The sequence below is a fragment of the Acidovorax sp. LjRoot117 genome, assembly GCF_964252695.1.
Lineage (GTDB): Bacteria > Pseudomonadota > Gammaproteobacteria > Burkholderiales > Burkholderiaceae_C > Acidovorax.
Window position 1 is genome coordinate 14,036 of record NZ_CAXUPO020000004.1, and the last position, 11,921, is coordinate 25,956.

An 11,921-nucleotide genomic window follows, 5' to 3' on the forward strand; every position below is an offset into this window, starting at 1 on the left:
ACAAATCCGTGCCCCGCGGAACACCGGCATACGACATGCGCCTGCCGAGCCATTACTCCTGCTTCGTCTGCTTCCAAATCCGATCCGCCCGTTCCCAAGCCGCCTTGGCTGCAGGCTCCGCATCCTTCCAGTTCAAACGGCTGCTCTCCCGGTCGGTGTCCCAGCGCGTCTGCAGATGGTCCCGCGCGTCGTTCCAGTCGCGGTGGCGTCCGTCGATCACGCTCTGATATCCATGGCGGTATGCAGGCGCGTAGTCGTCGTAGGTGTAGGCATCCGAGTAGTACGGCTCCCGGCCATACGCGTCGCGCCAGTAGGCGTCTTCATCCGTGGGGTTGACGGCTTCGGCCGCGCCCTTGCCGGCCAGGCCGCCCACCACCGCACCGACCACGGCACCCACAGCCGCGCCGATGGGGCCGCCGATGGAGCCAGCGGCTGCGCCCGTGACGGCGCCGCCTGCGGCACCGATGCCCGTGCCGATGGGGTGGGCGCCGGGTTCTTTGGTGATGGGGTCCAGGTTCATGTCGCGGTTGGGGTCTTGGGGATGGGTCATGGTGGTCTCCTGTGGGTAGATGTGCGTGAATACGTCCAGAACTTCATGTTCCCCAGCAATGGGCCACGCTGGCGTAGGCCAAGCGCCACAGGCGGCGACAGGTTTGGAGACCGGGGCGCGGGCGGCCCCTGCACCCGGCACTGGCGGCTGACCGCGACGGCAGCGTGGACTGTGCCCACCGGGCGGACAGCCGCCCAGGCACAATTGCAGCCCCATGCGTTCCCCCATTGCCATCGTCGACGTCGACCGTCTGGACACCTGGGCCCGCTACCGCGCGGGCCTGTGCGATACCTGTGCGGCCAACTGCTGCACGATGCCGCTGGAGGTGCAGCTGCCCGACCTGGTGCGGCTGGAGCTGGTGGACCCTTTCGAGGCCGAGCATGAAGAGCTGCGGCACATTGCCAAGCGGCTGCAAAAAGCGCGGCTGATCGACCACTTCAACCACAAGAATGCGGTGTTCACGATGGCGCGGCGGGCCAGCGGGGACTGCAACTTTCTGGACCCCGCAACGCGGCGGTGCACCGTGTACGACAAGCGGCCCGAGACGTGCCGCCTGCACCCGCAGAAGAAGAGCCCCAAGCCAGGCTACTGTGCCTACGGGGCGCGGGACTTGAAGCGCAAGGGCTGACCAGCACTCGGCCCGGCATGTACGGGCTTGCTGGCCCGGCCCAGGCAGCGGGTGGGCCGGCGTTGCGACAAGGCAGAAGCTCGACCCCGGCAGTGCAGCGCGGTAAGCTGTGGCGCAGCCGTGGACTCTGCCCCCCGCTGCACGACCTTCACAACCCGCACACCGTACTCGCCTTGTACACAGGCCCAGGCACCGAACCACGCCCTGAATGCCCCACCGCATGACCCCACCCTGCAAAGCCCTGCCCGCCATCGACACCGACCGCTGCACGGGCTGCGGCTGGTGCGTGGCGGTGTGTGCGCCGCATGTGCTGTCTCTGCAGGTGCAGGGCGATACCAGCTGGGGGCCCAAGCGGTCTGCGCTGCACGATGCGGCGGGCTGCACCGGGTGCGCGCTGTGCGCCGTGCGCTGCCCGTTCGATGCGATCCGCATGGTGCGCACGGGTGCTGCGCCTGGCGTGCACAACGGTTGACAGGCAGCGGGGGGGGGATGGACGAAGCGGTTTTGTCCCACAGCCGGCGCACGGTGCCTGTGGTGTGATTCAGGGCCCCGGGTTTTGGCCCGGCCGTTCACCCACCACCACTGCATGCACCATGCACAAGGAGTCACGCCATGTCTGAAAAGAAAGCCAGCGTTCACTGGGAGGGCGCCGGCAAGGCCGGCCAAGGCCAGATCAGCACCGAGACCGGCGCGCTGAACAAGTATCCCTACGGCTTTGCCAGCCGCTTTGGCGACGACCGCAAGGGCACCAACCCCGAAGAGATCGTGGGTGCGGCGCATGCGGCCTGCTTCACCATGGCGTTTTCGTTTGCTGCGGACAAGGCGGGCATTGCCACCGAAACCGTGGACACCACGGCCAGCGTGCGCCTGTCCAAGGAGGGCGACGGCTTTGTCATCGACCGCATTGCGCTCACGCTGACGGCCAAGGTGCCGGGGCTGGACGATGCGGCGTTTCAAAAGCTGGCAGCCGATGCCAAGGCCAACTGCCCGCTGTCCAAGGCCCTGGCTTCGGTGCCAGAGATCACGCTGACCGCCAAGCTGGTGGAGTAAAGGCGCCGGGCGGGGGGTGCTTGCAGCGCGGTCTGCACACCAGCCCCGGCCCGCGATATCCATCCGACGCCCACGTGATGATCGGCCACTAGCGCAGCGCAGGTGCACACGCCTGTCGCTGCGTTTTGCCGTCTGCGTTGCATTCCCGATCGTCTTCGTCACCGCGCCCGCACCGCTGCGGCCAGCGCGGCAAACGCCTGCCGGTCCACCGCGTGCGTGAAGGCGGTGTTGGGCACGGGGTGGGTGGACAGCTTCACCACCACCAGCTGCGCCGCCGGGTTGATGTGGATGTGCTGGCCCATCAGGCCCTTGGCTTCCAGCGTGCCGTCCGCATCGTGCGGCACCCACCACTGGTTGTGGTACGAATACCCCGCGCGCATGGCGGTGCCGGGCGCCTTGCTGAAGCGGACCGGGTCCGCACCCTTGCGCAGCTCTGCGATGGTGGCCGGCGCGATGATCTGCTGGCCGTTGTAGCGGCCATTGGCGCGCAGCATGTCTGCCAGGCGGCCCAGGTCGCGCAGCGTGGCGTTCATACCCACGCTGGTGGACTGGCCGCCGTTGGCGTCGGCAAACACATACCCATCTTCCTGCGCGCCCAGGCGCGACCAGATGCGCTCGGACAACAGCGTGGCGTAGCTCTTGCCCGTCACCCGCTGCAGCAGCCAGCCCAGCACTTCCGTGTCCACCGACTTGTAAGCGAACGCGGCCCCGTGCTCGCCGTCCTTCTTCAGCGTGGGCAAGAACTCGGCCATGCTTTTGGGCGCGCTGCTGCCGGGCGGCGCGGGCTGCAGGCCTGCAGCGGCCAGGTACTGGAAGACGCCGGACGTGGGGTCGGCAAAGTTCTCGGCGTACTGCACGGCGGTGGTCATGTCCAGCGTCTGCTGCACGGTGGCATCGGCCCAGGCGCTGGTAGCCAGCTCGGGCAGGTAGCGGGGGATCAGCGCGGTCGGGTCGATCACACCTTCGTGGATGAGCTCGGTCACCAGCAGTCCGGTGAGCGATTTGCTCATGGACCACAGCACGTGCGGCTGGTGGGGCTGCATGCCGGTGTGGTGGCGCTCGTACACCACCTGGCCGCGGTGCAGCACCAGCAGGCCGTCGGTGTAGGTGGCCTTTTGCCAGTCGGCCAGCGTGGTGGTGCCGCCCTGGCCGTCGGGCAGGGGCAGCGCGTCGTTCAGCGGGCGGGCTGTCGTGGGCAGTGCGCTGGGCGTGCCTGCACCGCGCCACACAGCCGCCGTGGGCCCCAGCTCGCGCAGGTGGTGCGCGGCCCAGCGCACGTTGGGGTACTGCAGGATGTTGCCCAGGCGCACGACCTTGTCGGGCGGCGGCGGAAAGCCCTGCATCAAGCGCAGCGCGGCAGGCTGGGTGGCATCGGGCGGGGGCAGCTGGGGCGCCTGGGCGTGGCTGGCAGAGGCCATGCAGACAGCGGCTGCGGTGGCAGCCAGCGTGACCAGGGCGAAGTGAAGGCGGGGGCAGGGCATGGTGCAAAAGTCCTGCAAAGGTGGATGGGATCGGGCAGAGCAACGACGTGGCAAGAAAGGGTGAGCTGCTGGTTCGCAGGGACTAGCCCCGCGCCCCCAGCAGCGCGCGGATCACGGCCTCGGTGCGGTCGTATTCGCCTTCGCCGAAGTGCTTGTAGCGAATGCGGCCCTGCGCATCGATGAGGTAGGCGGCGGGCCAGTACTGGTTGCTGTAGGCCTTCCAGGTGCCGTAGCGGTTGTCTTGCGCCACGGGGTGCTTCACGCCGTGGCGGCGCAGGGCGACCTCGACGTTGCTGGTGGTGCGCTCGAACGGAAACTCCGGCGTGTGCACGCCCACCACGGTGAGGCCCTGGGGCGTGTACAGCTCGGCCCAGCGGTTGACGTGGGGGAGGGTGCGTATGCAGTTGATGCAGGCGTACGTCCAGAAGTCCACCAGCACCACGCGGCCGCGCAGCTGGGCCAGGGTGAGGGGCTCGGAGTTGAGCCAGCGCTCGATGCCGGTGAACTCGGGCGCGGGGCCCAGGTCGGGCAGCGTGGCGGCCTGGATGGCGGGGCCTGCCGCGTGGGTGATGGCGGGTGCCGCCACGGCTGCGGCCACGCCAGCGGCAGACGCGAGGAAGGCGCGGCGCTGCAGCGCAAAGGGTGAAAAGGGGTGCGATGTCATGGTGAAAACTCCTTGCTGCGCGCCGCTCACAGCCCGCCAGAAAACGATGGATAAAACTGCGACAGCCAGGCGGTGACCTGGCCATCGACCTCCAGCAACATGGCCAGTGAGACGGCGATGACCACCACGCCAAAGACCTGCTGCACACGGTGCGCGTGGCGCGACAAGCGGCGTACGTGGCTGGCCGCTGCCTGGCCGCCGTAGGCGATGGCCAGCATGGGCAGCGCGGCGCCCGAGGAATACGCCAGCAGCAGCACGGCGGTGCCCACACCGGGCGGCTCGGTGGCGATGAGGGTGAGGATGGACGCGAGCACCGGCCCGGCGCAGGGCGTCCACACCGCGCCCAGGCTCAGCCCCAACAGCAGGCCGCCCCAGTTGCCGCCCGATGAACCCAGCCCCACACTGCCCACGCGGTGAAGCACGCCCCCCGCGTATTGGCTGAGCCAGTGGAACGGCCGGGGCCACACCGTGAGCACGCCGAACACCAGCAGCATCACGGCGGCGAAGCGGCGCAAACCCTCGGGCGATACGCCCAGCACCTGCGTAAAGCTGCTGAACAGCAGTGCCACGGCCGCGAACGACAACGCAAAGCCCAGCGCGATGAACAGCGGGCGCGTGCGCTGCGCGGGGCCGCCCGCCACCGACGCGCCCAGCACCACCGGCAGCATGGGCAGCACGCAGGGCGCGCCCACGGTCAGCATGCCGGCGGCCACGGCCAGCCAGGGCGAAGTGGCAACGGCGGTTGCGGCCATGGTCATGGCGCACCCCCGTGCTCTGCAGCCGGGCGGCGCCACACCTGCGTCTTGCCGAACAGCGGGATGCCGACATAGGCGCGCACCAGCAGCTGGTCGGGCTCGGCGGGGGTGAGGGTGGCGCGGTAGGTCTTGGCGTTTTCTCGGTTGTAGATCTCGCCCTGATAGTCCCCGCCGCCGGTATCGCGCAGGGCCGACAGCAGGGTCATGCCCAGCGCGGGGCGGGCGTCGGCGGCGGCCATGTCGGTGCCGGGGGCGCTCATGGACCGGTTGGCCAGCACACGCACCACCTTGCCGCACAGGGTGGGGCTGCCACCGGCGTTGGCGCTGGTGGAGGTGGCGGTGGTTTTGGCGTCGGTGGCGCACGGGGCGACGTCCACTTCCAGGTTGCCGCTTTCGGTGATCCAGCGGCCCAGCGGGGCCTGGGGGTGGGGGGCTAGTGCCGATGCTGACTGCCCGGGAGTGGCGGGCTGCGCGGCGGCCTCTTGCGCGCTGGCAGCCTGCGCCAGGCCCAGGGCCAGCGCAGCAGCGGCAACGATGGCGATGGTGGGTTTCATGGCAAGTCCTCGTGAAGTTCAGGAAGACTGCATTGAAGCCAGCGCACGTATCGGCGGTTTGTCGTGCGCGGGCCTTTTGGTATGCGCGCTTGTCGGCAGCGGCGCCAGACAAGTTCAGATACATGGCGGGCCTGCGGCGGCATCGCCGCGCGGCGCCAAAGTCTGGACAATCAACGCCCATGACGACCACGCCCCCGCCCGACCACATCCTGATCGTCGATGACGACGCGGGCATCCGCGAGCTGGCGGCCGAGTACCTGCAGCGCCAGGGCCTGCAGGTCAGCGTGGCGGCCGACGGCCGGCAGATGCGCGAGGTGCTGGCCACGCAGCGCATCGACCTGCTGGTGCTGGACCTGATGCTGCCCGGCACCGACGGCATCGCCCTGTGCCGCGAGCTGCGCAGCCCCGGCGCGCCGCCGCTGCCCATCATCATGCTCACCGCACGCAGCGACGAAGCCGACCGCATCCTGGGCCTGGAGCTGGGCGCAGACGACTACCTGACCAAGCCCTTTGCCGCGCGCGAGCTGCTGGCGCGCATCCACGCGGTGCTGCGGCGCACGCGCATGCTGCCGCCCAACCTGGCGGTGGCCGAGCCCGCGCGCCACCTCGCGTTTGGCGACTGGCGGCTCGATACCACGGCGCGCCACCTGCTCGATGCCACGGGCGCGGTGGTGGCGCTGTCGGGCGCCGAGTACCGGCTGCTGCGCGTGCTGCTGGACCACCCGCAGCGCATCCTCACGCGCGACCAGTTGCTGCAGCTCACGCAGGGGCGCGATGCCGATGTGTTCGACCGCTCCATCGACCTGTTGGTCAGCCGCGTGCGCCAGCGGCTGGGGGACGGTGCTCGCGGCTCTCGCTACATCAAGACCGTGCGCAACGAGGGCTACGTGTTCTGCGCCGACGTGTTGCCCACGGCAACACCCAAAGAGGCCGCCGCATGACGCTGCGCTGGTGGCCCCGCTCGCTGTTCGGGCGCATCCTGCTGGTGCTGGCGCTGGGCCTGGCGCTGGCGCATGCGCTGACCTTCGTGCTGGCCATCACCGAGCGCAGCATGACCATGCGCCGCGCCATGGTGTCGTACCTGGCGAGCGACGTGGCCAGCTCCCTGGCCATGCTGGACCGCCTGCCCGCCGCAGAGCGCGCGCAATGGGTGGACCGGCTGGCACGCCGCAACTACCGCTTCACGCTGACCGCGCCGCTCGACGCACCCGAGGACCCGTCCGCCATGGCCCGCCTGATTGCCGGCGCCGTGGGCGCCACGCTGCCACCGGGCCGCTCGGTGCGCGTGATCGACCCACGCATGCCCGGCACCGAGCTGCGCCTGCAGCTGCAGCTGGCCGACGGCACCCCACTGGCCGTGGACATGGACGAGCCCCGGCTGCAGGTCTCGCCCTGGGTGCTGGGCGCGCTGGCGCTGCAGCTGGCGCTGCTGGTGGGCCTGTGCGCCTGGGCGGTGCGCGCGGCCACGCGGCCCCTGCGCACTCTGGCCGACGCGGCCGATGCGCTGGGTGCCGACCGCCCTGCCGTGCCCCTGGCCGAGGACGGCCCGCGCGAGGTGCAGCGTGCTGCCCAGGCCTTCAACCGCATGCAGCAGCGCATCCAGGCGCACCTGGAGGAGCGCATGCGCATCCTCGCCGCTGTCTCGCACGACCTGCAGACGCCCATCACCCGCCTGCGCCTGCGCGCCGACCTTCTGGACGACACCGCGCTGCAGGGCAAGCTGCACGCGGACCTGGCCGAGATGCAGTCGCTGGTGGAAGAGGGCATTGCCTACGCACGCTCGTCCCAGGCCGTGCAGGAGCCGCTGCAGCGCGTGGACCTGCGCGCGCTGCTGCAGAGCATTGCGTTCGACTACGCCGATGCGGGCCTGCCGGTGACGCTGCTGCACGCCGACCCGGGCACCTGCGACACGCGCCCGCAAGCGCTGCGCCGGCTGGTGTGCAACCTGGTGGACAACGCGATCAAGTTCGCGGGCGCGGCCGAGCTGAGCCTGGAGGCATGCGAACAGGAACAGGACCAGACACCGGCGCAAGGCCCGTGGCTGCTGCGCGTGCTGGACCGCGGCCCCGGCATTGCGCAGGCCGACCTGGCCGCCGTGCTGCAGCCCTATGTGCGGCTGGAAGACTCGCGCAACCGCGGCACTGGCGGCACCGGCCTGGGCCTGGCGATTGCGAGCGAGCTGGCCAAGGCCCTGGGCGGCCGCCTGGTGCTCGGGCCACGCACAGATGGCGCGCAGGGACTGCAGGCGCGGCTGGAGCTGCCGGAGGCGAGCCCGGCATAGGCATGTGCGCCCATGCCGCTGCTACAGTGGCCGCTCCGTGGATTCTCAAAAGGACAAGGCCGTGGACACCTCTGCCAGCACCCGCCAGAGCGATATCAGCGCCGGCAACCCGCGCATCCGCGTCGGTATCGGCGGCTGGACCTTCGAGCCCTGGCGCGACAACTTCTACCCCGCGGGCCTGTCGCACAGCAAAGAGCTGCAGTACGCCAGCCGCCAGCTCACGGCGATTGAGGTCAACGGCACGTACTACAGCACCTTCAAGCCGCCGACGTTCGCCAAATGGCACGGCGAGACGCCCGAGGGCTTCATGTTCTCGCTCAAGGCCAACCGCTTCGCGACGAACCGCCGCGTGCTGGCGGAGGCGGGCGATTCGATCGCGCGCTTTGTCGACAGCGGCATCTCCGAACTGAAGGACAAGCTGGGGCCCATCGTCTGGCAGTTCATGCCGAGCAAGGCGTTGGATCCGGGGGATTTCGAGGCCTTTCTGGCACTGCTGCCGCAGCAGGTGGATGGCCTGCCGCTGCGCCACACGCTGGATGTGCGCCACCCGAGTTTTGCGACGCCAGAGTTTGTGGCGCTGGCGCGCCGGTATCGCTGCGTGCCTGTGTACACCGACTCCGGCAAGTTTCCCGCCATCGCGGATGCCGAGGCCGACTTCGCCTACCTGCGTCTAATGCGCAGCGAGAGCGGTGTGCGCACGGGCTATACCACCGAGGCGATTGCGCAGTGGGCGCAAGGTGTGCGCACCTGGACCGGCGGCGAGCGGCCCCGCGATGTGTTTGTGTACTTCATCAATGGCGCCAAGGAGCGCGCGCCTGCAGGGGCGATGGAGTTGCTGCGGCAGCTGGGCCTGCGCGGGTAGCCACAGCCGCCACAACGGCAGCAGGGCGCTACGACGTCTCGCGCTGCACAAAGCCCTGCGGCGCCTCGCCGCCATCGGGCACATGGCCCACCACCACGCGGTCCACCCGCGCATGCTCAGGGCCCTGGTGGGCCCAGTCGATGAGCGCCAGCACGGCGGATGCCGGGCCCCAGGCGCAGGCCTCCACGCGGCCATCCTGGCGGTTGCGCACCCAGCCCGTCACGCCCAGGCGTTCGGCAGCCTGCACCATGGACCAGCGGTAGCCCACGCCTTGCACATGGCCGTGGATGAACAGGTGGCGGGTGATGCCATCGTCATCAGGACGAGGATCGGCGTTCGTGGTGGGCATGGGGGAAGGCTGTGGGTGCGGCAGGGGAATGAAGGATACGCGCAAGGCCAGGCCACCCCGCAGCGCCCCGCAAGGCCCATCTCGTCCATCGGTACGCAACCCCGCACCGGATGTGCGTGGTGCGCCGTCTGCGTGTTGCCTGTTCGACGCGATGGTGATCGCTGCGCATCCCTGCGCCCGGCTGCAGGGCCACCCGGCCCTGGTACGGCAAAATTTTTGAATGGACAAAGGATGTCCAGTCGATATAGTTATTGCGCCGTTGTAACCGCAGCCTGCCGCATGCAAGCTACCGGGAGACCCGGAAGGTGTCTTGCCACAGCCCTTCACCTTCAAATTGGCACGCCTGTTGCACCGCTGGGACTTGGCAGCATTGGCTTCAGGATGCCGTGCCTCGTGTCCCACAGCGTGGGTGGGGCGTCGGTCATAGCTGCACGGTGCACGGCATAGGTGTTGTTCTACCCTTCCATACCGCTCTGCCATGCATTTCTGCAGCCTTTTCGATGATCTCTCGCGCACTGTCTTCCCCAAGGCCCACCAGCCGAAGCGTCTGCTGGGCGCTACGGCGCTGCTTTCTGCCGTCTTGCTGAGCGGCTGCGGCGGGGGTTCTTCGGACACGGGTACCAATCCGTCCTCGCCAGCCACGGGCTCCGCAACGCTGCTGCGCATTGCGGCTGAAGCGCCGGGTGGCAACTGTGCGGCGGGAGGCGTGCGCATTCAGTCGGGCATGGATATCGATGCCAACGGTGTTCTGGCCGACTCGGAGGTGTCGTCCACGCAGTACGTTTGCAATGGCACCGGTGGCTCCAACGCCGGGCCCGGCACTGGCGGTACGAATGGGCTGTCCACGCTGGTGCGCCTGCGTCCGGAACCTGCAGGTGCGCAATGCGCGCAGGGCGGGTCGGCCGTCCTCGCGGGACTGGACACCAGCCGCAACGGGGTACTGGAAGACGCCGAAGTCACCAGCACCAGCTACGTCTGCAACGGAGCGCCGGGCGCCCCCGCAGGCTCGGGGCCTGCCGGCAACGCGGGTCACGACAGCCTGCTCTCGCTGACCTCCGAGTTGCCCGGCGCCAACTGCGCATATGGCGGCCAACGGGTGCAATCGGGCCTGGACAGGGACAACAACGGGGTGCTCAGCGTCGCAGAGGTCACCTCGACGTCCTACCTGTGCAGTGCTGCGCCCGCAGACACACAGTGGGTCAATGTGACGGCCAGTGCGGTACAGGCGGTGTCCAACACCGGCTACCTTGCCAACAACCCCAGCGCCCGTGTCGTCATCACTCTGCCCACCGCCCCCGCCATCGGCGACTGGATCAAGGTCACCGGCGTGGGCTCCGGTGGCTGGACCATTGCGCAGAATGCGGGCCAACGCATTGCCACCCGCAGCGTGGCAGGCGGCATGAACATCGCGTGGACCGCGCAGGCTCCATCGGGTACCTGGAGTGCTGTGGCCGTATCTGCCGACGGCACTCGGCAAGTGGCGACCTCCTCGTCCGGGGAGCTCTACACAACCACCAACTCGGGTGCCAACTGGGCACTGCGCCTTACGGGCCAGACATGGAGCGGCGCGGCGATGTCGTCCGACGGGACCAAAATCGCGGCGGTCACCAATGGAGGATCCATCTACCACTCCACCGATGGGGGCGCCAATTGGTCGAATGACGGCAGTGCACGGGCATGGAGTGCGATAGCCAGTTCCGCCGATGGTTCGCGCCTTGTGGCAGCGGCGTACCTGGGCACCCTCTGGACCTCCTCGGATGGCGGCACCACCTGGACATCGCGTGACAGCAATCGCGCGTGGCGCGCGGTGAGCTCGTCTTCCGACGGGCGCGTCTTGGTAGCCGCCACCAACGGCGCGCTGCTGTATGTGTCGACCGACTATGGCGTCACATGGGTGGCCAGGGCCTCGAGCCAATTCTGGTGGGGCGTGGCCTCGTCTGCCGACGGTCAACGGCTGTATGCCAGCGTCGACACCGGATCCATCTGGACTTCCAGCGACTACGGGACCTCCTGGCAGCCGACGGGAGCCACCCGCGACTGGCGCGGGATCGCCACCTCTTCGGACGGCCGTTTTGTGGTGGCGGCCAGCTCCGGGGGAACACTGTACGAGTCCTCGGACTATGGCGCGACGTGGAGATCAACTGCGAGCGCAGGAAGCTGGAACCCGGTTGCCAGCAGCAGCGACGGTTTGACGCTGCTCGCGGGCAATTCGGGCAGCAATCTCTACGCAGGCTCACGCAGGTCCTCGACGACGACCGGCGTGGCAGGCTCCCTCTCGGGTGGACAAGAGGATGCCTTGCAACTGCAGTACGTCGGTGCAGGCGTCTTCATGCCGATCAGCTACGTGCTGGCGGGGCCCCAATTCACCGTCCAGTAACGCTTGCAGGCCTTGTGAGCGCCAGCGACCCTTGGATGGAAAGCCACGTGCACAGCCATCAGGAACATGTTGCCTGCGGATGGGGAGCCGCGTAACTTGCGAACCGCACTGCACACTTGACGTCCCCCGGATCGGCTGCGTTACACTGCGCACTTCATGTCGTACACCGCCATCCCCTTCACCAACGCACGCGCCACTGCCTTCCAGGGCATGGGCATGATGCCGCCCGCATCCATGCGGGCCAATGGTGAACAGCGGGCACTGGGTGCACGCATGATTACCACCATTACCCCCGCGGCCACCTGAGCACGCGCAGGTGGCCGTTTCGGCAGCCACCTGGTGATCGCTCTCTTCTCCCCCAAGACGAATG

General features: G+C 68.8%; 13 protein-coding genes and 1 pseudogene. 8 read left to right on the plus strand and 6 right to left on the minus strand.

The window, feature by feature from the left end; all coding sequences use genetic code 11:
• Positions 1–225: 225 nt before the first annotated feature.
• Positions 226–550: pseudogene (locus ACSQ3D_RS13260) on the minus strand (hypothetical protein); the annotation flags it as partial.
• A 214-nt stretch (positions 551–764) separates the two neighbouring features.
• Here ACSQ3D_RS13260 and ACSQ3D_RS13265 point away from each other — a divergent pair.
• The 3 genes from ACSQ3D_RS13265 (at position 765) to ACSQ3D_RS13275 (ending at position 2,228) form a co-directional block, all read left to right on the plus strand.
• A complete protein-coding gene (locus tag ACSQ3D_RS13265) occupies positions 765–1,178 on the plus strand; it encodes a YkgJ family cysteine cluster protein (protein WP_436127223.1) in 414 nt (137 codons plus the stop codon).
• Positions 1,179–1,398: 220 nt separating this feature from the next.
• Complete coding sequence (locus ACSQ3D_RS13270) at positions 1,399–1,650, plus strand: ATP-binding protein (protein WP_436127224.1); 252 nt, start codon at positions 1,399–1,401, stop codon at positions 1,648–1,650.
• 140 nt (positions 1,651–1,790) lie between these two features.
• On the plus strand, positions 1,791–2,228 hold the full coding sequence (locus ACSQ3D_RS13275) for an OsmC family protein (protein ID WP_436127225.1): 438 nt from the start codon (positions 1,791–1,793) through the stop codon (positions 2,226–2,228).
• 158 nt (positions 2,229–2,386) lie between these two features.
• Here ACSQ3D_RS13275 and ACSQ3D_RS13280 read toward each other — a convergent pair whose 3' ends face one another.
• The 4 genes from ACSQ3D_RS13280 to ACSQ3D_RS13295 all read right to left on the minus strand — a co-directional run bounded on the left by ACSQ3D_RS13280 (position 2,387) and on the right by ACSQ3D_RS13295 (position 5,682).
• Positions 2,387–3,709, minus strand: a complete 1,323-nt coding sequence (locus ACSQ3D_RS13280) for a serine hydrolase domain-containing protein (protein ID WP_436127226.1) — start codon at positions 3,707–3,709, stop codon at positions 2,387–2,389.
• Positions 3,710–3,791: 82 nt separating this feature from the next.
• Positions 3,792–4,373 carry a thioredoxin family protein gene (locus ACSQ3D_RS13285; protein WP_436127227.1) on the minus strand — a complete coding sequence of 194 codons (582 nt, stop codon included), beginning with the start codon at positions 4,371–4,373 and terminating at the stop codon, positions 3,792–3,794.
• Positions 4,374–4,399: 26 nt separating this feature from the next.
• A complete protein-coding gene (locus ACSQ3D_RS13290; protein WP_436127228.1) occupies positions 4,400–5,131 on the minus strand; it encodes a cytochrome c biogenesis CcdA family protein in 732 nt (243 codons plus the stop codon).
• A complete protein-coding gene (locus ACSQ3D_RS13295) occupies positions 5,128–5,682 on the minus strand; it encodes a DUF2147 domain-containing protein (RefSeq protein ID WP_436127229.1) in 555 nt (184 codons plus the stop codon). Before ACSQ3D_RS13295 ends, ACSQ3D_RS13290 begins: the two co-directional genes overlap by 4 nt.
• 179 nt (positions 5,683–5,861) lie before the next feature.
• Between ACSQ3D_RS13295 and ACSQ3D_RS13300 the strand changes: the two genes are divergently transcribed.
• The 3 genes from ACSQ3D_RS13300 to ACSQ3D_RS13310 all read left to right on the plus strand — a co-directional run bounded on the left by ACSQ3D_RS13300 (position 5,862) and on the right by ACSQ3D_RS13310 (position 8,825).
• Positions 5,862–6,623, plus strand: a complete 762-nt coding sequence (locus tag ACSQ3D_RS13300) for a response regulator (protein WP_436127230.1) — start codon at positions 5,862–5,864, stop codon at positions 6,621–6,623.
• The gene (locus ACSQ3D_RS13305) at positions 6,620–7,963 is read left to right on the plus strand and encodes an ATP-binding protein (protein WP_436127231.1); all 1,344 of its coding nucleotides are present in this window, start codon (positions 6,620–6,622) and stop codon (positions 7,961–7,963) included. Before ACSQ3D_RS13300 ends, ACSQ3D_RS13305 begins: the two co-directional genes overlap by 4 nt.
• A 61-nt stretch (positions 7,964–8,024) precedes the next feature.
• Positions 8,025–8,825, plus strand: coding sequence for a DUF72 domain-containing protein (locus ACSQ3D_RS13310; RefSeq protein ID WP_436127232.1), 801 nt, complete (start codon positions 8,025–8,027; stop codon positions 8,823–8,825).
• A 28-nt stretch (positions 8,826–8,853) separates the two neighbouring features.
• Here ACSQ3D_RS13310 and ACSQ3D_RS13315 read toward each other — a convergent pair whose 3' ends face one another.
• Positions 8,854–9,174: an acylphosphatase gene (locus ACSQ3D_RS13315; RefSeq protein WP_436127233.1), complete on the minus strand. Its 321-nt coding sequence runs from the start codon at positions 9,172–9,174 to the stop codon at positions 8,854–8,856.
• 478 nt (positions 9,175–9,652) lie between these two features.
• On the opposite strand from ACSQ3D_RS13315, the gene ACSQ3D_RS13320 reads away from it, so the two are divergent.
• Positions 9,653–11,551, plus strand: a complete 1,899-nt coding sequence (locus tag ACSQ3D_RS13320; RefSeq protein WP_436127234.1) for a WD40/YVTN/BNR-like repeat-containing protein — start codon at positions 9,653–9,655, stop codon at positions 11,549–11,551.
• A gap of 156 nt (positions 11,552–11,707) precedes the next feature.
• The gene (locus tag ACSQ3D_RS13325; RefSeq protein WP_156370408.1) at positions 11,708–11,857 is read left to right on the plus strand and encodes a hypothetical protein; all 150 of its coding nucleotides are present in this window, start codon (positions 11,708–11,710) and stop codon (positions 11,855–11,857) included.
• Positions 11,858–11,921 lie beyond the last annotated feature (64 nt).

What these genes read in the sequence shown, in the direction of transcription:
- ACSQ3D_RS13265 (WP_436127223.1), top strand. Translation starts at nt 765, where the DNA reads ATGCGTTCCCCCATTGCCATCGTCGACGTCGACCGTCTGGACACCTGG.
- ACSQ3D_RS13270 (WP_436127224.1), top strand. Translation starts at nt 1,399, where the DNA reads ATGACCCCACCCTGCAAAGCCCTGCCCGCCATCGACACCGACCGCTGC.
- ACSQ3D_RS13275 (WP_436127225.1), top strand. Translation starts at nt 1,791, where the DNA reads ATGTCTGAAAAGAAAGCCAGCGTTCACTGGGAGGGCGCCGGCAAGGCC.
- ACSQ3D_RS13280 (WP_436127226.1), bottom strand. Translation starts at nt 3,709, where the DNA reads ATGCCCTGCCCCCGCCTTCACTTCGCCCTGGTCACGCTGGCTGCCACC.
- ACSQ3D_RS13285 (WP_436127227.1), bottom strand. Translation starts at nt 4,373, where the DNA reads ATGACATCGCACCCCTTTTCACCCTTTGCGCTGCAGCGCCGCGCCTTC.
- ACSQ3D_RS13290 (WP_436127228.1), bottom strand. Translation starts at nt 5,131, where the DNA reads ATGACCATGGCCGCAACCGCCGTTGCCACTTCGCCCTGGCTGGCCGTG.
- ACSQ3D_RS13295 (WP_436127229.1), bottom strand. Translation starts at nt 5,682, where the DNA reads ATGAAACCCACCATCGCCATCGTTGCCGCTGCTGCGCTGGCCCTGGGC.
- ACSQ3D_RS13300 (WP_436127230.1), top strand. Translation starts at nt 5,862, where the DNA reads ATGACGACCACGCCCCCGCCCGACCACATCCTGATCGTCGATGACGAC.
- ACSQ3D_RS13305 (WP_436127231.1), top strand. Translation starts at nt 6,620, where the DNA reads ATGACGCTGCGCTGGTGGCCCCGCTCGCTGTTCGGGCGCATCCTGCTG.
- ACSQ3D_RS13315 (WP_436127233.1), bottom strand. Translation starts at nt 9,174, where the DNA reads ATGCCCACCACGAACGCCGATCCTCGTCCTGATGACGATGGCATCACC.
- ACSQ3D_RS13320 (WP_436127234.1), top strand. Translation starts at nt 9,653, where the DNA reads ATGCATTTCTGCAGCCTTTTCGATGATCTCTCGCGCACTGTCTTCCCC.
- ACSQ3D_RS13325 (WP_156370408.1), top strand. Translation starts at nt 11,708, where the DNA reads ATGTCGTACACCGCCATCCCCTTCACCAACGCACGCGCCACTGCCTTC.